This is a genomic window from Anaerobiospirillum succiniciproducens DSM 6400 (assembly GCF_000482845.1).
Lineage (GTDB): Bacteria > Pseudomonadota > Gammaproteobacteria > Enterobacterales > Succinivibrionaceae > Anaerobiospirillum > Anaerobiospirillum succiniciproducens.
On sequence record NZ_AXWV01000022.1, the window covers coordinates 1 to 25,839 of the forward strand.

A 25,839-nucleotide genomic window follows, 5' to 3' on the forward strand; every position below is an offset into this window, starting at 1 on the left:
GAGTCGGCTACAGGTGCTTTAGTGTCGGTCGAGCTGTCAGAAGGGGAATTGAGGATTCTGCCTATAGCCTCAACCTGCTCCCGTGTTAGCTCGTTTTGCTTGCTAGAAATGAGATCTGCAAGCTCAGAAGAAAGAGTTGTCTGTTTGATGTTATGAGCACCCATTTTGATGATCTCCGAAAGTCAGCTTATGGCTGTGTTAAGCTGTGCATGTTAAACCAATAAAAAAGGGGGCTCAAGAAAAACTACACATCAAATTCTACACTGTCTAACTATCGGATGTGACTTGTGTAAGTGGTAGCTGTTGCTGATTGCTAGCAGGGAGCAATTAACAGTAGTTGGTGTAAGTAGGGTGATGTGGTTGCATTATTTTCATGCAAGTTTTACTGCAAATTTTTGCATAACTTCCTTTTGCGATAAATACAAGCTTATATCCGTACAAAGGCATCTTACAAATAGAATGATGGGAATTGTATGCACATAAATTGTGCACAAAGCAATACAATATTTTGCAGAGAGAGTTTTAAGCTTTTTAGTTATGTTAATTGGCTTATTTGCAAGGTTTATTAAAGATTTAACAGGTTATTTCGCTCTTGTGCTCTATGGTGATGCAAAAAAGCAAGAACGCCGCTGAGTTTTTGCAAAATTTTGTAGAAAGCCTATTGCTATGCGGTTATTCGTGCCATGTTTTGGGGAGCGATATTTCACTTCAATTTTTGTGATGGCAATGAAACAATGAAGTTAGGATCACTTAGATATAAATAACCTTGCTTTAAGTCACAGAATTGACGAAAATAACAAGTTGCAACTGACATGATTGCAAAACTTACTACGCTGCCAAAACTGATGTTTGCTGCTAATAAACAGCATAAATATCAGGTTTTGAACAAAAGTTTGCTTGTTTATGACCACAGCTTGAAGCTATGGTTTTGCAGCCTATAGCGTGATTATTTTTTGCAACTTGCAGTAGTCGAGTGATAGTTTGTTGCAGCAACGCAAAAGTTCTTATTGTGCAAAGATTTGCAGTAGAAGGCTCTAAGGTGAGCTAAATGAGAACTCCTTGGGGATAGTTGCTCTTCGAACTCTCAGCAGCTTAAGTAAGTTTAGTCTTGGTATAACTGAGGCTACTTACAAATCTTGTGCGCTCTTTTCAAGCTGATGGTTTTAATCAGCGCCCAAAACTGCCCTTGATTTATAGCTGTATGTTTGCAATCTGTGCTTTTAGGCCATCAGGCTTTTAGTACGGCAGGTGTTTGGTTAGGAAAAGTTTATGGCAACAATTCCTTTTTTAACGCTGACTGTCGCTCTAGCTGCCATCTTAGGTATTTTGCTAGGTGAAGTGCGTTATCGCGGTATCGGCTTAGGTATCGGCGGTGTCCTGTTCTCAGGCATTTTGGTTGGTCACTTCTTCAACGAGTGGTTCGGTCTTACTGTCAGAACTTCAGATGGCTTAACCTCAGAGGGTGAAATCTTAGGCTACGTTCAAGAGTTCGGTCTGATCTTGTTCGTCTATGCCATTGGTGTACAGGTTGGTCCAAGCTTCTTTGCCTCATTACGTTCTATGGGCGCAAAGTTAATCGGCTGGGTCGTTGTAATCATCGTAATGGGTTGTACCGTTGCTTTATCTCTCCACTTCATCGGTATCGTAAAGATCGACGCCATGGTGGGTATGTACTCTGGTGCAATCACTAATACCCCTGCCCTGGGCGCTGCAAATCAGATGATTACAGATATGCAGACAGTCCTAGCTGAGCAAGGCATCGATGCTAAGGCAGATGGCTTCGACACCTTTGTGGTTCCATCAGCTTACGCAATGGCTTACCCATTTGGTGTATGCGGCATCTTACTGACCATGATTTTAATTCGTGTCTTCTTCCGCGTTAACATTGAAGAAGAAGGCCGTAAGTACTTAGAGTCTAAGAGCGCTGGTCAGGGCACTATCGTTACTACTAACGTAACTGTGCTCAACGACAAGTTCTTTGAAAAGCAGCTTGGCGATATTGCTGGTATCCGCGAAGAGCACATAGTATGCTCACGTATTAAGCGTGGCAACGAGCTGATTGTTCCTCACAACGATACTATCATCCACGAAAACGACGTGCTGCACTTAGTGGGTAACAAAGAGCACCTTGATGAGACTACTACCTTAGTTGGTAAGATCGCAGATAGCGTGTTCACCACTACTCGTGGTACTAACAAGACCGTTAAGCGTATCTTAGTAACCAATAACCTCATCATTGGTAAGCCACTTGAGTCACTGCACTTAGAAGAGCGTTTTGATATCGTAACCTCTCGACTCATCCGTGCTGGTGTGCAATTTATTCCATCACACGACATGAAGCTGCAGTTTGGTGATTACTTAAACGTTATCGGTACTAAAGAGCACATTGATGCCGCTTCTAAGATCTTAGGTAACTCCGTTGTTGAGCTGCACAAGGTTGCCATGTTACCAATCTTCATTGGTATCTTCTTAGGTATTCTCCTTGGCTCCATCCCAATTCCAGTATCTGGCGTTCCTGCTCCTTTAAAGCTTGGTATTGCTGGTGGCCCTCTGGTTATGGCTATTTTACTGGCTCGTTTTGGTGAGAGTTGGACCTTTAGACGCATTCGTTGGTACATGCCAGCAGCTGGTCTGTCAGCCCTGCGTGAAATCGGTATTACCCTGTTCTTATCTATCGTAGGTATTTGCGCAGGTGCAAACGGTTTCTGGGCAACCTTAACTCAAGGCCCAGGCTTAACTTGGATGCTGTGCGGTAGCTTAATTACCTTCATCCCAATCATCACTGTAGGTATCCTTGCTTACAAGATCTCCAAGGTTAACTACCTCGTGCTGTGCGGTATGATCGCTGGCTCCATGACAGACCCTCCAGCACTTGCTTTTGCTAACGGTCTGCACTCAAACCCAGAGGCTTCTTCATTAGGTTATGCAACTGTTTACCCAGTAACCATGTTCTTGCGTATCCTCTCGCCTCAAGTGATGATTATCATCGCAGTTCTCGTATCGGGAATCTAAAGCATCAGCATATAGCTTGATCTTTAACTAAACACAAAGCCGTCTTGCTCAAAGTAAGACGGCTTTGTTGCTTTTAGGCCACCCAAATTCATCCCAACCATCGGCTCAATCCTGCCCATAACCTCAAACTACGCCACAAAGCATGTCCCTCAATTAGCACTCTCAACAGCGCTATCTTGCTTACTTAAAGTCTTAGCTAAGATAGATTGCGTATGATAGACATGCCAAGAATACAATTGCCAAGCAGTCTCTAACAGCAATTATCTAGCGGTTGCTTGTGCGGATGTCCATAAACAGCCCCGCATTTGCTTGCGCATGATGGCAATTGACGTTGCTTTTATGAGCGTCTAAGATAACTTTTCACTTTGGCATCGTTAATCAACAGGACAAATTGGTATGAGCTCAATCTTTCCTTCACCAATTACTACAGGAATAGGCGGACCATTAGCGGCCTTGTTTACCGGACTTACTGGCTATAGCAAGACCTTGCCATGGTATTTGCTCTGTCCAATTTACTGTTTGATTGCATCGCCACTGATTTTGCTCTTGCCTATCATTTTGCCACTGTACTTGTTGCATGTGCTCTCGAGGCACTACAGACTTACTCATACCAAGAAAGGTGCCTTTGATACAGTTTTAAATAAAGAGGGTACGAGCGCCACTAAGGAATCAGCCAATATAGCAGCTAATGAGGCTGTAGCTCTTAAAGCGACGAGGAAGACCAATGGTGCCGCTTCAAGTGGCGCTGCAGTTGGTTCTGATGATGTCTTACTTAGTGATGAGATGAAAGAAGCTGTAAACGTCGCTGAACGTACACAGCGCATTGAAGATGAGGTGCAATCTGATGAAGATGCAGCTAAGCGTAAGCATGAATATGTAGCTACAGCACTATCAAGCTATAACACTAGCGCTTTTATTGCAGCACATATGAAGCTCTTATCATTAAGCTTGCTTTCTTACTACACTATTTTCTTTGCTGTCTTTGTGACTGCTGGCTTTGCTATCTCCAATGCCATGATGATCTATGTAGAGAAAGCAAAAAAATCACAGCAGCTTCAAATTGCAACTACAGAACAGCTTGATTATGCCAACGCGGTAAATAACATTCTCACCATATCTGGCATCGTGATCTTCTTAACCTTGATTGTGATCTTTGCGCTCATCGTAGTAGCTGCTATCAAGGATAGTATTAACAACATTGCAAACAAGAGTGGTGAACAGGGCACTGCATCCACTGTAGATGGCGCTGATGTATCATCCATTAGCCCGCTTAAAACAGCTTTTTCTGTGCTCTTTAGAAACTTACCAGGCTTTGCTGTGCTGATGAGTATCTTATATGCCGTGTTTGTAGTCGTTGAGCGTTACTATGCGCACTTAAGAGTTATCGCCATTGAGGCAATGGTACTTGGTCAATCTTACTTTGATCCAGGCATGCCATTTATTGCCCTGAGACTTTATATTGTTTATGCATTTTGCGTGGCATTCATGTTTGTAATTTTGATGTCGCTCAATGCCGTGCCACTGCTGCATCGCTCTAATAAGAGCGCCATTGCATCAGTAAGATAAGCTTGTAATTCATACTAATTTTGTAGGAAAACGCCGTGTACATTAAGGACACACTGCTGCCATTGTTAGAACAGCAGAATATTAACTACACCATCTATCAACATGAGGCTATTGCTCATGGTGATATTGAGTTTGATTTGCCTGACATGAAGGGCACCATGCTTAAGAATCTGGTGCTTACCAATAAGAATCGTGATCTCTTCTTGTTCACCTTGCCTCTTCACTACAGAGCAAATCTCAAAGCTTTATCCAACGCCTTAGGTGTGCCACGCTTTTCTTTTGCTTCAGTAAGTGATCTTACTTACATTGGTATTCCACCTGGGCATGTAAGTCCTTTTTGTCTGCTCAATGATCTAAATCTGCAGTTTAAGTATGTTCAGCCAGTTGAGCTTGATAACTTTGATCTGGTGAACTGCCATCCTCTGGACAATCACTTTTCAGTAGATATTGCTCGCCATGATCTTGAAGCATTAGTTGCAAAGACTGGCCATGAGGTGTGCAAGGTAGAAGGTGCCGTCATCATTGACTAGAGGCCCAAAGCCCGCTTGATAGACTATATGCCCAAAGTGCGCCGTAATCAGTAGCTATTCAAGAAGGACGTGCTAGCCATAGCCATATGTCTATATGCTTATGCAGCCTAGCGCCCATATGTCTATCGAATGTAGAGCCAGGCATGCACAGATAGCTATAAGCTTAGGTAGCCTAGCGTCCATACGTCTATCGAATGTAGAGCCAGGCAGGCACAGATGTCTATATGCTTAGGTAGCCTATCACCCATATGTCTATCGAATGTAGATCTAGGCATGCACAGATAGCTATAAGCTTAGGTAGCCTAGCGCCCATATGTCTATCGAATGTAGAGCCAGGCATGCACAGATAGCTATTGGGTCGGAGCGTTACTGATGCGATGAGGTAGTGTGTATATGTCAAGCAAGCAAGAGTCTAAAGCAAAGAAGCAAGGTGCTATCAAGCAAGCTTCAAGAAAAGCTATCCATGATGGACCAAGCTCTGCATCTTGCGATGCTAAAGCAATCTCTTGTGAAGAGCGCATTTATGGCTTTGAGCCATTTGTCCCTGAGGGAGCTAAGGTACTTATCTTAGGTTCCATGCCTTCAGTAAAAAGCTTAGAGCAGGGCTTTTACTATGCTCATCCGCAAAATCGCATGTTTAAGCTTATTGCTCGCTATCTTGCACTGTACAATCACTCCTCAGTAGAGAAGACCGTGCCACTAGTTAGCGTCAGCGAGCGCAAGGATGCTTTAACTACTTTAGGCATTGCGATGTGGGATACAGTTGATAGCTGTGTTCGTAATGGCTCGCTAGACTCAAACATCAAAGTTGCAACCTATGCCGATATCGCCTCGCTATTAAAGAAACATGGCAGTATTCGCTGTGTGATTACTGCAGGTGGTTTTGCGGCTAAGGCGTTTAAGAAGTCTACTTTATCGCTTGAAGAGGTTAAGACAGAGAAATTAGTCTTTGACTACCATGCACTACCGTCAACCTCACCAGCTAATACTGTAAGCTTTGAAAAACTGTGTGAGGCCTATGATGCTGTTATCTTGCCGCATTTAGGCATAAAAGTAGGATAGGTTTAATTGTGCAATTCCCGTGCGTTTAGCCACAGCGCTACGTAAGTTCTTATAGATAACTCTTTATCAGATACGCTCTTTTAGCCTATAGCGCTGCACATTGTTTAGTGATAATGTTAAGTTAGTTTTTCTTGTGAGGGTCTTGATATGGCACTGTTCAAAGCTTGCTTAAGACGCAATCAGCTGGTGACTGCACTACTCTTAGCAGTATCTTGTGTGTGCGCACCTAGCTTTGCCGCAGAAAAAGTACCCTCAGATACAGCCACCACATCTGTAGCAGCAGATGCCAAAGCAGCTGCAAGTAAGGTAAGTGCCGCTGATGCTAAAGCAGCTGCAGGTAAGGCAAATGCCGCTGATGCTAGTGCTAAGGTGGGTGCGGTTGCTGAAAGTAAAGCAGGGGATAGCGCTATCAATGCGACGGGGCGAAAGAAGACACGTGCTCCAGATGAAAAGGCTTTACGAGGTGAGTCAGCCGATCCAGAAAGTAAGAATATTACTATCGAGCGTACCTTTAGCGTCTCTCACATTAGAGTGCCAAAGCGCTGTGAAGACATTACCTTTAAGCCTATTTGTACTCGTTTAGTTAACTACTATGCTCGACGTTTTGAAAGAGACATGGTAACTAACTACTCCAATAACTTTATGAATAATGCCGAGCTTTTAGAGCAAGATAACTTTCTTACTTATCAAGAGCGAGAGCGTGGTGAGCAACATGTAACCATGAGTGCATACTCACCACCTGGCGATCCAATCATGACGCTGTTTACGATCTTCAAACAGCGCATCCCTCCAGAGGATAATGAGATCTTAATTGTTGAGACTATCAACTTTGATAGTCGTACAGGTAAGTTCATTCCATTTAAAGATCTCTTTGAAAACCATGAACTAGCAGCCATGCTCTGTGCACGTGCTATCGAACAGAAGTACCAAAAGTACAACTCCAAGCTCTTGCCAGTGGTGATCTCAGCAACTCAATTACGTCCATCTAACTTCATTGTTACAGCTAATGGTCTGCGCTTCTTCTTTGCTCCTGGATTAGTCAAGGAGGATGGTAAGAGTGCCGATTCAATTTTCATTAAAATCGACAAGCTCAAAGCTGCAAAGCCTCATATGAAATGGTGGGAGGGTAAGGCCCGTACTGTCACTCAAGCTCAACGCGAATCAATTAAGAACAGTAACTTAAGCTCAGTGATTGATCTTGATGAGGCCGATCGTCAGCTACAAGAAAAAAGCGACTCTCCAGAAACACCATAAACACTAAATAAAGCTAATGTCTATAAAAATCCATAAGCACTAAGCGTGGCCTGGTGTTTTGGGGATGGCTGAGCTTTTTGGGGGGCTATTCTCTTTTGCCTTCTAATCACTTGTGTTTGTCATAGAGGGCATTCTAGTTGGCAGTCAAATGGCTCGGATGCTACATGCTTGGCATTGGGTGCAAGTGCATCGCTGCAGCCAAGGGAGCGGTAAAAAGCTTGAGTTTCTATGGCCGAGTGCGCTGAGATATAAAGCTTCTTAGCGCCATGTTGCTTAGCCCATTCTTTTGCGGCCATGAACAAGGCTTTGCCAATCCCTTGCCCTCTCAATTCTTCTGATACATGCAGGCTGGTCATATCAGCATAACGCTGCACATCATCAAAGATCTCTGATTCTACCGATACAAAGCCCTTAAGCTCATTACCTTCAAAGGCTCCATAGACAAATCCGTTGGTTAGTAGTGTGTTCTTGAGACACTGGCCGAGAAAAGCATATTCATCGGCACTCCAGTCATCGATGAATGGATCGGATCTTATCAACCAATTGCCATTGAGATCTTTGCGATAGCAGCGATCAACCACTTGATGCCGATTGAAGTTATTAAAGAGCTCTACTGTAAGCTCATCTACAGTTAAAACTCGAAAGCTGCGCATAAAAATCCCCAGATGAATCTAACTAGAAAGTGCTTTACGTAACTAAGATAACTGTATCTTAGCTTGCAAGCGATGATCGTTGTAAAGCTTATGTGATCAAGGATATCTCATTAAATACGCAGTCGAGCTAATAGTGCACGGCCTTTCTGATAAAATACCTAGACTTGTTTTGCTATGCTTTAAACAAGTTGATGCTCTGTAGATTTTGCTGCCACAAGCCATGGTGGCAAGATTTGTTTTTGAGGTATGCATGGGTGAGCGGGCGATGTTTAGGCATGAATGCTCATATGTTCAACCACAGTTAGAACGTTTTCATGTTAATGGGGGATTTTCATCATGACTAGTTCAAACTCATCATCGGCTAAAAAGAGACCTACAAGCGCTAAGAGTAAGCGTAGTGCCGCATCTAAGAGTGCTGTAAATGCTAAAGATGATGTAATCAGAATTGATGATAATGCCGCTTTACTTGAAGCGTTAGGTGATGCTTTATCAACTAGCGATGATGTTGCTACCTTAGCAAAGTCTTCTACCTCTAAGAGCAAGTCATCAAGCTCAAAGTCTTCTAGTAAATCCCCTGTAAAGAAGACTAGCTCTCGTGTTAAGACTGCCTCAAAAAACACTCAGGATAACGATGAGGATGCGCTTTTAGATCCTGCTCAAAGTGCACAGAGCGCATCAGCAACATCTGCAGTTAAGAGCAAGCGTACCAAAGCAAAGAGTGCTGAGGCTAAGAGCGCTACTAGTAGTAAGAGCGCAGCTGCGGCCAAAAGGGCTTCTGCAAAGAGTGATTTTGCAAAGAGTACTGTGGGTGCTCAGAGCGATGCAATTGAGGCTAATGGCTCTAAAGTTTCTAGCAGCAAGAAAACAGCAAGCAAGCGTACTGCAGCTAAGAGCAGCGAAGATAGCACTGGCGATCTTGATGCCATTGTATCTGTAGTTGCAGATGAGACAGGCTCTGTTCAGCACACTAGTGATAAGAGCAAGGCTAAAGATAGCGCTGATCTTAAAGATAATGCTGCTGCTTACGACGATGCTATGGGCATTGCACTAGAGGCTAGTGATGATAAGAGTGCTGCCTATGATGCAATCGGTGGCTCTGATGATGCGCAAGTAGGCTTTGGTGTTGAAGAAAAGCTAGACAGTGCAGAGACTAATGTCGCTGTAGACCATGGTCTTAACATGGGCAATAGTGCCTTTGATCCATACTCAAGCGGTATCGGTATTTTTAATGCCTTCTTGGGCACTAAAGACAAGGCAGGGATTAAGACTTTAGAAAGATTCCACTATAAGACACCTGCTGAAGTTGAGCACGCTAATGGCTCTAAGTTTGATGTTAGCTCTATGGTCGATGAGCTTAAGCACTTATCTCCAGAGCTGCTAGAAAAAGCTAAAAAGGAGTTCATGGGCGGCTTTTCAACAGCTGCTAATGATCTTTTAGTCTATCGTCGCCTTGAGGAGTTAGGTGGCGGCGATTACATCAAGGATCTTAGTTACGAGCAACTGCAAAAGCTCTCCTCAGAGTTTGATGACATCAAAGATGCAGCTTTGTACTTCTATGAGACCATCTGTTTAATCGATTATTCTGCTTATCTTGATAAGAGAGCCCGTAAGTTAGCTCCAACTTTCTTTAAATACTATCCAGACCAAACAGCCATCGGCCTGTTATTTGTCGATGATGATGAGTTTAAAGAGACTGAAGAGTACGTTAAAGCACGCTCTACCATTATCAAGGATTTGCTAGATGTTGAAAGCTCCCTTGTAGACACTCTGGAAACCTCTTCACTTAGCACTGTAGAGGGACGCTTACAGCTTGATGAGGCTATCTTCTACGAGTATTTGCTTTGTGCTAAAAAACACCTTAGCCATGATATCGATAGCTATAAAGTTTTAGTCGATGTAAGTAACTTTATCGACCTGTTCAAGCTTATTCATGAAAGCTTTATCACTAGCAATGACTTTGATTATGGCTTTAGACATTATGGTCGTTTTAATTTAAAGAATGAAGGCGATCTTACTAAGGGCCTAACTCAATACACCTCTCTTAGCGTAGACGATATCGATCCTATGGAGATCGATAATCTGCACTTTGCCTATCTCGAGCCAGTGTTCATGCACTTGATGGCCGATGATGCTAGTTTTGCTTTGTTAAATGAATTAGTTAGCTCCACAAGCAACATCTTTAGACATGAGCTTAACAAGAAAGTAGGCGGCAACCTTACTGCAGATTGCGATTTTACCCCAGCGCTACAGACCTTCCTCTTTGGTAAGAGAGCTGCTTATATTGGACAGCTTGCAGTGATGGAGGCATCTGAAAAGATCGCCAATGATGACACTCGTCCACTGTTCTTATGCGATATCTTCTTAAACAAAGAGGCTTTAGATGCTACTCGTGTTAACGAGTATCAAAAGGCTGTAGATATCTTTAAAGACTCCATCGAAGATGCAGTGCGTAACGACTCTTTTACCGATGAGATGAAAGAGTGGGCCTTGCACATCTACCACAATACAGAAATCTTCAATAAGGCATGCTTACGCCTTAACAATACTGTCACCGCTGGTGAGGGTACTGTTGGCGGCTTAAACATGGACAACGATCGTGTCATGTTGGAGATGCTCTTCTTCTACTCTAAATTCCTTGTCAATGAGATGCGTAGAGAAGTGCTTTACGATGCTCAAGGCAATGTAATTGAAGAAGATACGCCTGAGTGGCAAGATGCCTTAGTGCAAAAAGAAGATGCGCTCATGCGTGGTGAGAGCTATCCAGGTCAAGAGTTTGAGCCTGAGTTAGTGGGTGATAATGGCATTATTCCTATCATTCCAGGCACTCCTGCGCTTAGTGCTTTCTTAATTGGTAGAGCCTATACCTACGGTGAGTTCTTAGCGGAGCAAAACCCTGATTTTGCTTTTAGTGCACTTAAGTATGCCGACTTTACTGGCAGCTTTATGGCCACTAGCTACCTTGGACTTTACTATCTGCCTCTGTTCCAGCCATACTTAAGCTCACGCGGTGAGCTACTGCTGCAGTATCACTTAAGAGGCGTTTTAGCCTATCAATTAGGTGAGATCTGCGCACAAGAGAAGTTCAATCGCGTTAGCTTCTTCCGCAATCAGTCTGTGTACACCGATGGTAGTTCACTAGCTAAGTACTATAAGGTCATTCAAAACAAAGATAAGCAGCTTGATTATGTCCTGTCGTTAAATCCAACCTTACATGATAACGATCGCTTTGATGGTATTCAGCCACTAGCAGTTAGCGCCTATGGCTCTATGCTTGGCAACAGCGTCATCTTAATGTGCGATCTGCTCTTAGATCAGCCAAAACTTATCGATCGCTATATTAAGACTCTTGAGATCTTAATGTCTCTTACTGAGCTGCAAATGGCCAAGGAGTACTCTCCTGTTTGCTGTTTTGCAATGTATCGCTTCTTAAGCTCAGATTGGACTAGTCGCACTTTTTCTACTGGTCGTATCTTAGATCGCTTCCATAGCCGTGAAGTCTTAGGCTCCTTAATTACCAGACAGTTAATGCCATCTGGTCTGAATGCGCCTGTACCAGGTTCTTTAATCGGTGAGGATTTTGATCTTAGCGATATTGCTGCAGTGTTCTTGCAGATCGGTATGTTCTACTCAGACTACCGTGATCAAGGCTATGCGCTGTTAAACAGCAAGTTTGACTCACTTAAGGGTAACTTTGCGCCTCTAACCGCTCCATACTTAGATGAGCTCTACAAGACCTCAGCTGCGCTGCAAAACGGTAATTCCCTGTCATATATGACTGAGGTAGAGTCGGCTCTAGGTCATGAGAGCAAATCTGATCTCTATGCTTTAGTTGGCAGCAAACAATTTGCCTCTAAGACCTTTAAAAATGCCGTTCACTACTTTACCAAGAACGATTTAAATGCCGATCGTGATGCATTTTCTAAGCAGCTGTGCTACTTAAATCGTCCATATGGCTATTACGAGAGATATTTATGCTTAAAGGACGATCCTAAGCGTCTTAGTGAGGCTCATACTTACTTGTTCTATGCAGCAAGAATGAGCATTGCAGAGGCTATGAGTGATTTAGAGGCCTTAGAAAAAGCTAATCTCTTCAAGCCATTACCATTTGTCATCTACATTCGTTACTTAGAAGAACTCGCTAAGACCGATTTACAAGCAGTCTTAGTGCTCTTCTTGCTCAGTCAAAATGGCGATTTGCTCCCTCCAAATCAAGTGCGCTTTGTTGAGTTCATCGAGAAGTATCATCAGATCTTCTCTAATTCAGGACTTAAGCGTGCTCTCATGGAGCGTGGCTTTATCAATCCAGCGATCGCTAAGCGTCATACCGATCATCAAACCTCATGGTATGGCATGTTTGGTATTGAGAGTGAAACCTTACGTAAGAATAACGAGGATATTGATGGCAATAGTGCACGTTGCAATTCCATCATTGAGGTTTTCGAGCTCGTTGATCTTAACTATCTTATTAACTGCATTACCGATCAACGTATTCAAGAGATCGTAGGCAAACTCTTTGAGCGTCTTGCTAAGGGTACAACTGATTTTGAGACTAAGCTGCTCTTTAACTGGACACGTTCTGAGTACTTCCCTGAGTTCTTAAAGGCAAGTGCTAGAAACGTCATGCTCGAGCTTACCGTAATTGAGTCACCAGAGGATATTGCTAGTATCGATTTCTTGATGAGTATGTATACTCATGTGCTCGACTCGAGCTTTACAGGTCTGTATGGTACTTATTCATTAAGCCAAATTAAGCACAATTCACATCCGCTTGCCGATGCAAATGAGGTAGGCAGGATCTTCAAGAACCTTACTGAAAGTGGTTTTGCTCCAGTCACCATTAACAGCATGACAGCCTTTGCGCTTAATGCTTTACGTGGTCCTGGTAGACCAAATCTTGGTTTATTTAAGAACTTAATCCGCTTCCTTGCTAATCAAGGCATGGCCTCCGCTGAGCGCTTGGTACATCTTGATTTAGGCTATTTAAGCGATTACCCATACGGCAAGATTTTTGATCGTTTAGTTTTAAGAGCTCAGCATAGCAACTTAGATATGCTCTCTGAACTCAATAAGAGTGAGAGTGTCTATAGTCCTATCATTCAGAACTTAGTTGAAGCAAAGTTCAAGCAAGATAGCATGAGCTATTTTGCCGATGAGGCAAATAAGGACAATGAGTCTTTAGCAACACAAGATATAGCAAGTGCCGATGGCATTGCTCTTGAGTCAAATTTTGATGAGCAACATAGCCAAGATGGTAAAGATGGTGGAGTTAACTTAGCATCTAGCTTAAAAGATCGTGCAATAGCTAATGCTCTAGACCTGCAAAGCTTGCTTAGCGAGTCATCTTTAGATCATGTCAAAACTCTGCATGAGAAGTTCGTAAAAGAATGCTACAACCAGATTTGCCTCAATGACGTGCAGATCTTTGCTGACTTCTATTCAGGAGATAAGTGCTTAAGCATCGTTAGCTTCTCCTTCTTAAGTGAGTTTATCGCACAAGATATGTGGTTCTCATACTACCGCGACTATCTTTCAAACAAGGATGAGTACCCGCAGGAACTTCTTGATGATCTCAATCGTGAAGCACGCCATGCACTCGATATTAAGTGCACGATCAATTATTTCTTAAAGCACCTGATTAACTTTGAGTTCTTTAAACGTTCTCAAGGTTTAAGCTTATTACAGAGCGTTATCTTTAGCCGTAATGGTTGGCAGCTTGGCCGCAAGATGAACGGTCCAAAGCGCTCTTATACCTCACTGCTTGCTAAAGATTTGCTCCTTGGTATGCCAGGAGCTTTAGAGCGCTTTAATTATTACGTCAACTCCCATCGCTTTAAGTACAAGATCCATGAGGGTTTCTTTATTGAAAACGAGCATATAAGTACTGCTCGTAACTTCGTGGAGAACGTACTGCAGCTTGATATTAATTCAGAGAAGTTCAGTGAGTTTGCCCAATCCATGTATGAGGAGGGCTTTAGTGAGTTTACTGATCTGCTTGAAGAGGAAGAGAACGGCTATGTAAATGGCACCTATCGCTTTATGGTGCCTCCATTTGAGTACGACCCTCAAACTGGCATGGTCAAAAACTCACTTTTAGACTCTGAGATCTTATGCTATTCAACTGAGCAAGCTCTGTTTGCCCGTTCCTCACTTAAAGGCTGGGCGCACAAGATCGACGAGCTGTCCAAAGCTGACTTAAAAGAGCGCGAGCAGTACTTCTACACTAGCGACTATGAGTTTATTAAAGCTTATGGTGAAAAGGAGCTCGTGCTGCGTAATGAGATCGAGCGTATCTTAGGCCCTGATAATATTGAAAGACTCATTTACGAGGACAATCGTCAGTGGATTAATTACACCTTCTACGATCGTAGCGGTGTGACTAAGCATGATCTCATCAAGATGATGCCACAGTCTTGCTCTATCTTGCCAAGCAGTATTCTCAAGCATTGCAGCTATGAAGATCAGGCTTTAATCTTAAATAAGAGCTTTAAGCCAGTTAACAAGGGCAAGAACAACGATCAGTATTTAGCTAACTTACATCGTATCGAAGCTGATGATTTAAATGCTGCTCAGCTTTGGGGTATTACCTACGATGAGCGTGCTAACCGTTGGCATTTAAGTAAAGAGCAATTAGTAAGGCAGATTAGTAAGGAGTATGTGGTCTACTCTCAGGAATTGAGAAATTTAAGATCCTTTAGCTCTTCATACTCTGACGCTATCTATCAAGTAGATAGCATGCGTGTGCTGATCGCTAATCAGCGTAGAGCAAATAATGACAATGCCTCTTTTGTAAGTAGCACAGATGCTAAACGCAGCACCAATGAGTATCACTATCAGTCAGATATCTTAGATAGTGCCGCTAGCAATGCTGATGCAAGTTCAGATAACTCTAAAAATCCATGGTCAAGCTCAGTATTATCTGAAGCAGCCTTCTGGGATATCGATGAGGGATCTGCTGCAACTTTATCTGAGGGGGCTTTAGCTCAAGAATACTTACCTGAAGAGTCAGTTCTGTGGGATTGCATCAATAAGCATCAAAACTATGACGGTCAGCTCTTTGTATCTCGCGCTGAGATTACTCCAGAGTCCATGATTCGTCGTGCCAAGATCATGGCGGCTAATGCAGGTAGTACTTTAGCTCGTCAAAGCTTGCAGGAGCTTGATAAGAATAATGCTGATGACAATGCAGTTTTAACTAAGGTTGATGAGAGCTCTTTAGCGCGTGGATCATACGATGGTCTTAGCGATGGCAATGATATTAAAGACAACTTAAGTGCAGCTGCCTTAGATAAACCACACAAAGGCACTTCCGATACCCTTGTCAGCAGTGCAGCTAGTGGCGATGAGGATGTCTTTACTAGCCTCAAAGAATTCTTAAGCGGCAAGCTTTCAGGTGGTAACGGTGAGATCCAAGCTGAAAATATGAGTGCATCTCAGTCAGGCAATAATGCCTCTGAAACTGATGGCACTGGTGATCTCATGAGCTTGTTTAGCCGTATGAATGTAAAAAGCACTGATAAGGGTGTTGATTACTTAAAAGACGAGCTTGATAACAAGTCATCCTTTGCAAGTTACATCTTCTCCAATGCTTGGCATTTTGATGAGTCACTTGAGCATCAATACACAAGACCAGTGATGTTCCATGAGGATGAGAACCCTCTGCATGCATTGCTGCACCTGTTTATTAATGTGCTCTCATCTCAATTCCAGTTAATTGAGAAATATGAGTTTGAAGAGAAGACTTTAAATAACCTCAATCGCACTGGTTATTTCTATGGTGCTTGTGACTTAGTCGATAGTGCCTTTGTCGCTACCGTGCTTTACTCCTATCGTTGTCGTTACCAAAGAAAAGAACTCTTTGAGCAAAATGAATTTGAGTTCTTGATGAGCTGCAGAAGCTTATTGACCTCCATTATTGGCCCAGAGGATAGTCTGAAGTTCTTTGGTATGGAAGACAGTGCTTGCAATGTCATTACTAAGAAAGTTGCCGAAAAGCTGCTGATGCCGCCGTTCTCAACTAAGGCTCATTTAATGTCTGTACTCTACCCAAGTGTGGACAATTTTGAGTTAAGAGCTAGCAGCAGATATAGAGCAATTTTAAGTGCACCACGTAAGCTCTTTAAGAAAGTGAATATGCCATTTATTGTAGAAGACTCCCTGCTAAATGCAGCTTTCTACGATCTGTTTATGAACAGAGAGCTTCTATTAACTGCACCTAATTTGCTGCCTTTCTATGACTTCTTAGAAGTTAAGTGTGCTGATTTACCTGAGTATATTTTACAGGCCCCATTTAAGCCTACGAACAAGTATCTAGCTACTCTTGATAAGTTACTTGACGCTAAGTCTGATAGTAAGGAGTATCAAGACTCTCTAGGCATGAACGTAGATGGCTGCCTGTACTATGAGTCTAAAGATGAAGTATCTCATTTTAGAACTCATAAGAAATTCTCAGACAATGCTGCATGCAAGCAAGATAGAAGTCTACAGCTGCAGTTGCGTAGAGCATACGATAAGAGAACCTTCGACAACACTTTAGTCGTGAACTCTACTGAGTCTTACTATGCAACAACTGAGCAGGCTAGATTCCACCGTGGTTTATCCATAGGCCATGGCTCAGCTAAGGCATATACAAAAGCTGACATAGCCTTAGATCCTCGTCGTGAGCGCTATATTGCTCGTACCTTTGGTGGTTATAGTTTCGATTATCTAAGCCATGAGGATAAGCTCTATTTTGCTACTAGCTACACTGGCATGTCCGATATGCAGGAAGCTTTGGTTAGCTTCTTATTTGACTCTACTTGGGAGAAGCTGTCTAATCCATTTACTGCAGAGTACATTGATTATGGTCTGTCGCTTAGCTATAAGTACCCTTGGGATAACTCAACTATAGAAGAGATCGGTGCTAACTATACCTTCATGCATAAGATGCTTGAGTACTCTCCTAAGATGACGGGTACCGTAGCAGAGTTTAGAGATCAGGTTGATATTAGCCATAAGGAGCAAAAGAAGTTTGCTAAATTCTATGCAGAGCATCCTTTTGTTCCTGAGATTAGTTCAGCAAGTATGGTGCTGCGTCATTTAATTGCAGGACTGCACGATCTTGCCTATGAATATGAACTTAAGCTGTCTCAAGAAGGCATTGATATCTCCAAGCTTAGCGACGATGCTTTAGAGCACTCTTTAGAGTCCGTCATCTTCAGTCACGATTTTGAAAATGATGGCTTTGAGCAAGTAGGTGAAAAACTTAAGCAACAAGGCTACTCACAAGCAGATACCGAGGCTGAAAACATTGATAATAGAGGTGGTCACTACCAAAGTGATGAGGTAGATGATAGCGAAGTCGATTACGACGAGCTTGAAATGCCCGTAGAGTCAGATGATGAAGATGGCGAGTTTGAGCTAGTAGATGAGGGAGGTATCCTCGATATCTCTGAAGACGATGTAAATGAGTTTATCGACTTCCTCTCTAGCAACGAACTTGATCCAACCGACATCGAGTCTATGGCTGAGATGATTGCCTCTGCTTACATTCAGCGTATGCGTAAGCAAGGTATCTCCGATAACGAGATCGTCGACCGTATCTTTGACAAGGACGGTAATTTTGACGTGCACGGTGCTTTTGAAGAGTTGATGAATCAATCCTCTCCTCTAGATCATGACGAGAATGTGATTGATGCCGTCATCGCCGACGATGACGACGCCACCGTCGATGACGATGGCGACAACGCCACAGCCACCGCCACCGCCGCCGACGGCACTGGCGCAGCTGCGAGTGCAGATTCTGCAGCAAAGCAAAATAGCAAGGCAGCGGGTAAAGGTCACGGTCGTAGCACTTCATCAGAGGCTCAAGACGAATCACTAGATCAAAATCATCAAACTCAAGCACGTAAGCAAGGTGCTAAAGGCAAGAGATCTTCAAGAAAATCACGCCGTTAGCTCACATCCTGCTCAAGCTTATAATGAAGGGCAGGGCGATTACTTTGCTTGGTAGACAATAGGCCTAATAGGCCTGTTGTTAGGATCTGTATCAGCACTGTCCTTTTAGGAGTAATTGTTAATATGCAGTACGTTTTGAAGCTAACCCCTCTTGGCATTGAGCATCATGTGTTCAGAGTTGTGTCAGTTGATGGCTTGGCAGATACAGAGCATGTTTTGAATCTGTGTAATCTGTCTTTTGGCTATGGTAACTACGACTCTAAAGAACTTATCTTTGCCAAAGACGCAGCTGCATTTAAGGCTTTAAGTGTTGATAGTGTTGATGAAGATGACGATCACTATGGCCCAACAGGCAATGAGTTTGCTGCTTTCTGGCAAGATGAGCCTAAGTTTGAAGGTCTTGAGCTTTTGACTATGCAAATTAAGTCTGGCTCTCAAGAGGCATTAAAGCGCTTTGATATTTTGCTTGAGTCTATGAGTGAAATGCTCTCAATGAGTGAGAGGCAGTCCGATGGTGTCGTTAACGTTGACGAATGCGTGTCTGTAAAGGCATCTAATGCCTGTAAGGCTGACACTCATCCAGGTGATCAGAACTTCCGCTTTAAGTTCATCTATGTTCTCAATGGCGTTAAGCACTTAGTTGAAGTGATGATGTCATCTGAAAAGCTCAACTGCTTCTTACCTGCAACCTTAATGGGTGATGGCCTTATCGTCGACGATAACAACGATAGACCATTATCTATTGCCATGCTCAACGAGATCATGGCATCTCATGAAAATGATGAGGCTGCAGAAGATGGCCTTAACTTAAAGGAATGTACTTCTCGCATGCGTGCTTTAGGCGCAATGCGTGGTGCACAAAAGATCAACGATGCCTTACTTAAGGCAGGTGCTGAACCACTGTCATTCAAGGTGGATTAGACACAAGAATTAGTAGTACAGCTAAGAGCTTTTAGGTAAAAAATAAATAGGTAGCTAAAAGCTTAAGCTTGCTACTACATATCGTCATCAGTGCCTATAACTTACAAAGGCACATGATGACATTTGACTCACCGTACAGAGTTTTGAGGGCATGCGTGAAAGCGTGCTCAACAAAAACAAGTTTAAGCTGCTCCAACATATTTACAGACGCAGCTTAGCTGAACTCGTGGCTTTGTAAGCCTTAAAAAACGAGCCTGAAGCAATAAAGCAAGATATCTCTTGCACAGGTGAGATCAAAGCGTCAGTACATAAAAATAAAACTTATCATTTTTCTGTATGATACTTTGATCAAAGCAGTGCTTTAGTTGCTCATCAAGGGTTACAATTGTATCGCCAGTTCGTTGTCCGGTGGTATTTACCACTCATTTTAGGAGTTAGGATCATATGTCTGTAATCATGCTCAAAGATATCGCTATGCCGAAGGAATTTGAGGTTTCTCATAAGTTCACGGCACAGGAGCTCGAGGAAGACAGTCGCCTGTTTGATCAGGCCAAAGAGGCAATCTTAAAGCACGACGCTTTATTAATTGCTCACTATTACACTCATCCTACCATTCAGCGTCTTGCTGAGGAGACTGGTGGTTTCATCGGTGACTCTTTAGAGATGGCTCGTGTAGGTATGGAAAGCCCTAAAAAGACCATCGTTGTTGCTGGTGTTCGCTTCATGGGTGAGTCAGCCAAGATTCTCTCTCCTGAGAAAACTGTTTTAATGCCAGACATGAGCGCTGAGTGTTCCTTAGACTTATGCTGCAAGGGCTCTGAGCTCAAGCGTATGAAGGAAGCTCATCCAAACGCTACTGTAGTTGCTTATGCCAACACCTCAGCAGAGGTTAAGGCAATGTCTGACTGGATCGTTACCTCATCTACTGCTGTTGAGCTTGGCAAGTACTTAAAAGCTCGCGGTGAGGAGATCCTGTGGGTTCCAGATCGTCACTTAGGTGGTTACATCGCTGATAACTCTGAATCCACTGTTTACACTTGGCCAGGCCGCTGCATCGTGCACGATTCTTTTGAAGCTGCTGCTATTGCTCAGCAGAAGAAAGACATGCCAGATGCTAAGCTCTTAGTACACCCAGAGTCTCCAGCTGACGTGGTTGCTTTAGCTGACAAGGTTGGCTCAACCTCACAGCTGCTTGCATTCACTAAGACTGACTCAGCTAAAACCTACATCGTTGCTACCGAGCGCGGCATCTTCTACAAGATGAAGCAGGCAAATCCAGATAAGAACTTTGTTGAGGCTGCAGTTGCTCAGCGTGCTGAGATGCCTTTAGATAATGCAGAGTGCCCATGGATGGCCTTAAACTCTTTAGGCAAGATCATCTCTGCTTTAGAGAGCACTGGTGCAGAGCGTGACAAGCACACCATCGAGGTTGCTGATGACGTTCGCGTTAATGCATTAAAGCCACTCGATCGTCTGCTGCGCTTTGCCGAGGCATTAAAGAAGGGCGACTTACCAAACGATCTGTAAGTTTGAAAAAAAAGCCAAACATGCGCTCTATCACACGCCAAGCGCTCTTAGGCTTTTGCCAAGCTCATTGTTAGTAACTAGCGGCTATGTACACCAAAATAGCCAGCATGCCCACAGAGCGCCCAAGCGCTCCAAATGTGACCCACAGCAACGCTAACGTGCGTGAAACAAAGCCATTTAGCGCTGCTTTGGCCATTACTTTCTGACAATGAGACATTGGCTCATAGAACCCTAAGAAATCTAGGGTAAGATATTAGGCTGCAACTTAGTAACTCCTTTGGTCAGCGATCAAGGAAATAAGTGCAGCCTTTTTCATATGTAAAAACACATAAATCATCACCATGCAGCTAAGCAAATACACTTAGTAAAGATCATGGCTTCATCACTCACTATCAGCTAGAGCAAAGTTTGAGGAACTATCATGCGCGGACAGATCACGACCTACGACAGTAAGAAAGGCGAAGGCCGTATACAGGCAGAGGATGGTCTTTTTTACCGCTTCAATAGAGATTGTCTGCAAAAGGGTGAAGACGCTGATTACATGATGATGAATGTGGAGGTTGACTTCACTCCAGGTACTCTTGAGGTACTAAACCGCCGCACCAATGAAAAAGAGCAGTGGCAGGCAGCTTTAGAGATCACCGTACCAAATCCAATGAGCGCAGAAGAGCTCGACGTGTATTATCGTGAGCCACCGACCTTCCTCTTTGAAAAAGAAGATATTCCTGATGGCTACGATGTGCTCGATCGCGGTCTTTACCCAATTACTCGTACCGAGCGTACTGAGGAGAAAGCTAAGATTCGTTTGAGCCGTGACTGCCTAGACTTTGGCGCTAACTCTTGCGTATCTTACAAGTGCACCATTGAGCTTAAAAACGCCATGGGCAATGGCTTTAATGTCTACCATGCCACTGGTGTTCCTGTGATCTTGGCTACCCGTGATCCAAATGGTGATTGCCGTGCTCACGAGCTGCAAAACCGCATTGATCAAGAAAAGGTTAAGAAAGCCCATAACATCCTGGTTAACACCCGTATTGGCAAGATGGTAATTCGAGGCCTCATGATGGTAGGTCTCATCATCTTTGCCTTAGGCTTCTTCTTAACTGGCGGCATCTAAACAAAGCCACCATACCCATCAATACAGCCAAATCAGCTAAATCAGCGAAATCAGCTAAATCAGCGAAATCAGCTAAATCAGCGAAATCAGCTAAATACAGCCCCGGCGCTGCTCTGCCTCAAGGCGCTAAGCGATGCATTCACGCGCTTAAGATCGTTGCATTTACATTAGCTGTAACATGGCGCATCAAGCTTCATGATAATGGACGAGTTTAGCTTGCCCATTATCCATATCTTCAGGCACTTGCGATAACTTGCATCTTCTCAAGCAAGATCTATCTATTAATTGGTCTAACAATCCCTCTATACATACAAAAATCTCTAAAACGCTATTGTGCTGTCTATTCAAATAGCGTATGCTAACTAAAGTAACTCTATGCTAATACTGGAACGGGATTGCTATGGATCAGATCATTTTAGTTGGTATTTTGGTAGTACTTGCCATTCCTTTCTACTTTGGAATCAAGCGTATCATTGCGATGTTCTCAAAGAAAGGTAGCTCCTGTGGCTGTGGTTCAAATGACTGCAAGTGCTCATCTAATGGAGACTCCTGCTCTTCAGAAAAGGGCACAGGTCATCGCAGCATGTAGTTTTGGTCAATTTGCACGAAGCTCCTGATTAGCGTTTTTGAGTCGCGTTATTCTAGTTGCGAACATTTTTAGACAGGCACGATAGTGGCAGATCATAGAAGTAGCATGCGGCCTACAGACTTAGGCAGATGCTAAGGCTCATCAGTACTGCTACAAGAATATGGTGCTACCAAAGATTGCAAAGCCTAGTAGCTACTTGTATTACGACATAAGCATACAGCTGAGTGCTGATGTATTTGAGTTTTTAGTTAGTACTTGTCAATGTTAATAATGGCATTAATTACATGCGCTACAAAGGCTGCAGCTTTGGTGACTTATAGGCTTAAGTGACGGCAGATTTGCCAAAGATTGGTGCTTTAGACTCAAAAATTTTTGCCTATTTGTGAGTAGATTTCTTAAATCAATCAATGAGCTTAAATGTGGCTTAAAGACAAGTTGTAGCTACTCAAATCTCTATCGTAGCGACCTTTAGAGGTGCAGGTTATTGTAGACAAAGTAGGTATTTTTGCTGTTTTTAAAGTAGTGTTTAATTAAACTTTGAACTTGCTAACAATTTATCTAAATAGAACTGTCGTATAGCTAGACTTGTCACAAATCTAACGTACACAAGCAAGATAACTTGCTTTAAATCTAGCCTTTTGCTTTTAGTTGCGTTATCCTAACAAGCGTTGCCTTTGTGTTGTGCAGTCAGTGTTATTAGTAGTGTAGGATAATCAGGACAGCTGATCCTGTTTTAGGTTACAGTGAATTACTTAAAAGATGCACTAAAGCATTTAAGTAATGCCTCACGTGGCCTCTTTTTCTATTCCTAGCACTTGGTAACCTCGACGGATGTTAAGCCTATACAGGCCTAAAAGAGCAGTTTAGACTGTGCTGCAAATTAGGTTAGATTAACGCAAGGCTCGCAAAGATCAAACGTTAAACACCAACTAGAATCATTGCTTAATAGCAATATCTGTTTGAAACGCTACTAGCAAGCGTCATCAATCAGAAGCGCTATAAGAAGCTTTATTATGATGAAAGCTTCGGTGGTGTTTTAGGTTATTCACATACTTGCCTTAGGCTAAACAAAGTCTAGTAAGAGCAGCTAGAGGGTGAATAACCGTTCACTGAGAAGTTGAGGATAAGCATGCAAAACCGAGACTCGGTATATAGTCAGATCGGCGATTTGACAGAAGAAACCGTACAAAAGTTGGAGCAAAGCGGCTTGCGCATGACTTTGCAAAGACGTCATATTATCGAGATCCTTACTAAGAGTCAGTGCACCTCTCCAAAAGAGTTATGGTATGAGGCACGTCAGTATGTGCCTGATCTGGGTATTGCAACCGTTTACCGACTCATTAATCGTCTCGAGCAGATCGGTGTTTTAGCCAAGAATCGTAATTTGGGTATTAACCGTGTAATCCCTCAGCTAGGTTCTATCACTAACTACAACGGACAGATCATCACCCCACGTACTAATGTACAACTTACTGAGTTAGTCCGCCTTGGTCTTATCTCCACTGGCGTCATTGGCACTAACAATAAGATTGAGCTGTCATTAGTTGGTGAGAGTATCAATGTAGTGATTGCATCTTAGCTCTAAATAACTACGAAATTTATGCATATATATGTCTACATGGTGAGTTAATGAATGGACATATATTATGTTTACAGAGGCTGCATTGCAGCCTTTGTTGTATGTGCTTGTTGAATCTCACCACTAAGACACTGTAACTCACATACATCTTCAACGTTTTATATAAGACGGATGTCTAATTTGCCGTCGTTGAGTAAGATAGCTAAAAAGATTTCTCAGTTATTCCATTCTCTTTGTATATTGCGGTCTTGCTCATGTATCCTAGCAAGCTAGTTTTGGTCAGTTACTGACTTTATAGTTTTGGCAATGTAGATTGCTAATGTAGGTAATGTCGTACTACATACCGCAAATTATGTTGAGACTGCTTTGAGCAGCTAGCTACAAAAAACGAGGAGTTCTTTAATGACTAACGGTGTTAAGGTTGATTTAGAAAAACCAACTCCATTAACAGTTTTAAACGCCGTTCCTGAAGTACCAGGAAAGTCTGGTGCCGGTTACTACGGTATTGCCGAGTCAGGTGAGACTTATCTTGAGACCATTCTTCTGATTAAAGAGCGCACCCAAAGCGGCCTCGTACGCGCAGTAGATATTGCCAATGAGCTAGGCTTCTCTAAGCCAAGTGTGTCTCGTGCCCTTGGTCAGCTCAAGGATAAGGGCCTGATTACTATTGAGTTCTCTGGCGCTATCGTATTTACTCCAGAAGGCCTTGAGTACGCTAAGAAGGTATTTGAGCGCCACCGTATTCTTACTTACTTCCTGCGCTATGTTCTCTCTGTACCAGCCGTTCAAGCTGAGCAGGATGCTTGCCGCATTGAGCACGTTATCTCAGATACCACCGTCGACCGCATGGTATTGTTCTTAAAAGAGAACAACCTCTACACTGAGGAACTCTCCAAGGGTATCGACGATAACAACTAATCTTGTTCTAAAGCTAGCACGCAAGAGTAAGCATCAAAATGCTTTCATCGTACAGCATAGTTTCTAGAACCTAAAAAAAGAAAGGGCAGCGCTTAGCACTGCCCTTTCTTTTTAGAATCTGCTTAATTAGTACTTACTGACCAAGGAGCTGCAGCGCGATAGTAGGACGCTGATTAGCCTGAGTCAGAATAGTCTGAGATGCCTGCTGAATAATCTGATTAGAAGTTAAAGCTGCAGTCTCAGAGGCAAAGTCGGTATCACGAATACGGCTGCGTGCATCAGACTCGTTCTCAGAAATTGAGCTCTGATTACGAATGGTACTTTCCATTCTGTTCTGTATTGCGCCTAGGGCCGCACGCTTAGAATCAACAAGCTCAATGAACTTATCTACGTAATTTAAAGTCTTTTGAGCGATCTCTGGAGTGTCAACAGCCCACACCAACTGACCGTTGCTAGTAACTAATCCAGCTCGGGTCAGCTTGTCATTGATTGGCTGGTTATCACTCATAGCATTAAGTGTGTGGATGCCAGCTGCAGTGGCAATACCTTTCATGGTAAATGCACCGCATTGTAAAGTGATTTCGTCCTTGGCATTGGCACCAACTTGGAAGAAATACTCATAGTTATCTGTCTGGCCAATCTTTCTCATGAGGCCATTAGTAACGTTTTTGCCGCCATCAAGAATCTGTGCGCCTGCAAAGGTGCTCTTTTGGGCAATACGAGTGATCTCGTGAGAAAGTGCACTCACTTCCTCTTGCAGTGCCTTACGATCTTTTGCAGTGTTGGTACCGTTAGCAGACTGGACAGCTAAGGTACGAATACGCTGTAGCATGTTGGTGGTTTCGTCTAAGGCACCTTCGATTGTCTGAGCTAAGGCAATACCGTCGTTGGAGTTACGATTTCCCTGATTTAAGCCATTTATTTGGGCTGTTAAGCGGTCAGAGATCTGCAGACCTGCTGCGTCATCCTTAGAGCTGTTGATGCGAAGACCTGATGACAATCTCTGATAAGAGGTGTTCAGGGCTAAGGTTGAATTAGCAAGCTTACGTTGAGCATTGATGGAGCTAACGTTAGTGTTTACATATAGTGCCATAGTGAATCTCTCATACGTCAGCCATGGGCTATTCGTCACTCATGGCAAAATATTTCTTATCTAAGCACTTAGCAAATCTCGATCC

14 protein-coding genes are annotated in these 25,839 nt (G+C 43.1%); 12 read left to right on the forward strand and 2 right to left on the reverse strand.

What is annotated here, in order from left to right; translation table 11 throughout:
- Window positions 1-1,269: 1,269 nt before the first annotated feature.
- The 5 genes from H524_RS0103605 to H524_RS0103625 all read left to right on the forward strand — a co-directional run bounded on the left by H524_RS0103605 (window position 1,270) and on the right by H524_RS0103625 (window position 7,424).
- A complete protein-coding gene (locus H524_RS0103605) occupies window positions 1,270-3,012 on the forward strand; it encodes a putative transporter (protein ID WP_027939237.1) in 1,743 nt (580 codons plus the stop codon).
- Window positions 3,013-3,408: 396 nt separating this feature from the next.
- Window positions 3,409-4,578, forward strand: coding sequence for a hypothetical protein (locus H524_RS0103610; protein WP_027939238.1), 1,170 nt, complete (start codon window positions 3,409-3,411; stop codon window positions 4,576-4,578).
- Between the two features lie 35 nt (window positions 4,579-4,613).
- On the forward strand, window positions 4,614-5,108 hold the full coding sequence (locus H524_RS16340; protein ID WP_052338890.1) for a YbaK/EbsC family protein: 495 nt from the start codon (window positions 4,614-4,616) through the stop codon (window positions 5,106-5,108).
- A 393-nt stretch (window positions 5,109-5,501) separates the two neighbouring features.
- Window positions 5,502-6,170: a DNA-deoxyinosine glycosylase gene (locus tag H524_RS14110; RefSeq protein WP_052338891.1), complete on the forward strand. Its 669-nt coding sequence runs from the start codon at window positions 5,502-5,504 to the stop codon at window positions 6,168-6,170.
- A 147-nt stretch (window positions 6,171-6,317) separates the two neighbouring features.
- Window positions 6,318-7,424, forward strand: coding sequence for a hypothetical protein (locus tag H524_RS0103625; protein WP_027939239.1), 1,107 nt, complete (start codon window positions 6,318-6,320; stop codon window positions 7,422-7,424).
- Between the two features lie 119 nt (window positions 7,425-7,543).
- Here H524_RS0103625 and H524_RS0103630 read toward each other — a convergent pair whose 3' ends face one another.
- Window positions 7,544-8,077 carry a GNAT family N-acetyltransferase gene (locus H524_RS0103630; RefSeq protein ID WP_027939240.1) on the reverse strand — a complete coding sequence of 178 codons (534 nt, stop codon included), beginning with the start codon at window positions 8,075-8,077 and terminating at the stop codon, window positions 7,544-7,546.
- 336 nt (window positions 8,078-8,413) lie between these two features.
- On the opposite strand from H524_RS0103630, the gene H524_RS0103635 reads away from it, so the two are divergent.
- The 7 genes from H524_RS0103635 to H524_RS14120 all read left to right on the forward strand — a co-directional run bounded on the left by H524_RS0103635 (window position 8,414) and on the right by H524_RS14120 (window position 24,661).
- A complete protein-coding gene (locus H524_RS0103635; RefSeq protein WP_027939241.1) occupies window positions 8,414-18,010 on the forward strand; it encodes a hypothetical protein in 9,597 nt (3,198 codons plus the stop codon).
- A gap of 123 nt (window positions 18,011-18,133) precedes the next feature.
- Window positions 18,134-18,931: a hypothetical protein gene (locus H524_RS0103640; protein ID WP_027939242.1), complete on the forward strand. Its 798-nt coding sequence runs from the start codon at window positions 18,134-18,136 to the stop codon at window positions 18,929-18,931.
- Window positions 18,932-19,375: 444 nt separating this feature from the next.
- Window positions 19,376-20,458: a quinolinate synthase NadA gene (gene nadA / locus H524_RS0103645; protein ID WP_027939243.1), complete on the forward strand. Its 1,083-nt coding sequence runs from the start codon at window positions 19,376-19,378 to the stop codon at window positions 20,456-20,458.
- Between the two features lie 421 nt (window positions 20,459-20,879).
- A complete protein-coding gene (locus H524_RS0103650; protein ID WP_027939244.1) occupies window positions 20,880-21,575 on the forward strand; it encodes a hypothetical protein in 696 nt (231 codons plus the stop codon).
- Between the two features lie 400 nt (window positions 21,576-21,975).
- Window positions 21,976-22,164, forward strand: a complete 189-nt coding sequence (locus H524_RS0103655; RefSeq protein WP_027939245.1) for a hypothetical protein — start codon at window positions 21,976-21,978, stop codon at window positions 22,162-22,164.
- A 1,129-nt stretch (window positions 22,165-23,293) separates the two neighbouring features.
- Entirely contained in the window at window positions 23,294-23,743 is a 450-nt protein-coding gene (locus H524_RS16345) for a transcriptional repressor (protein WP_052338892.1), read from the forward strand.
- A gap of 402 nt (window positions 23,744-24,145) precedes the next feature.
- Window positions 24,146-24,661 (forward strand): metal-dependent transcriptional regulator, encoded by a 516-nt coding sequence (locus H524_RS14120; protein ID WP_084281640.1) that lies wholly within the window; start codon window positions 24,146-24,148, stop codon window positions 24,659-24,661.
- Window positions 24,662-24,794: 133 nt separating this feature from the next.
- Here H524_RS14120 and H524_RS0103670 read toward each other — a convergent pair whose 3' ends face one another.
- The gene (locus tag H524_RS0103670) at window positions 24,795-25,754 is read right to left on the reverse strand and encodes a flagellin N-terminal helical domain-containing protein (protein WP_027939246.1); all 960 of its coding nucleotides are present in this window, start codon (window positions 25,752-25,754) and stop codon (window positions 24,795-24,797) included.
- Window positions 25,755-25,839 lie beyond the last annotated feature (85 nt).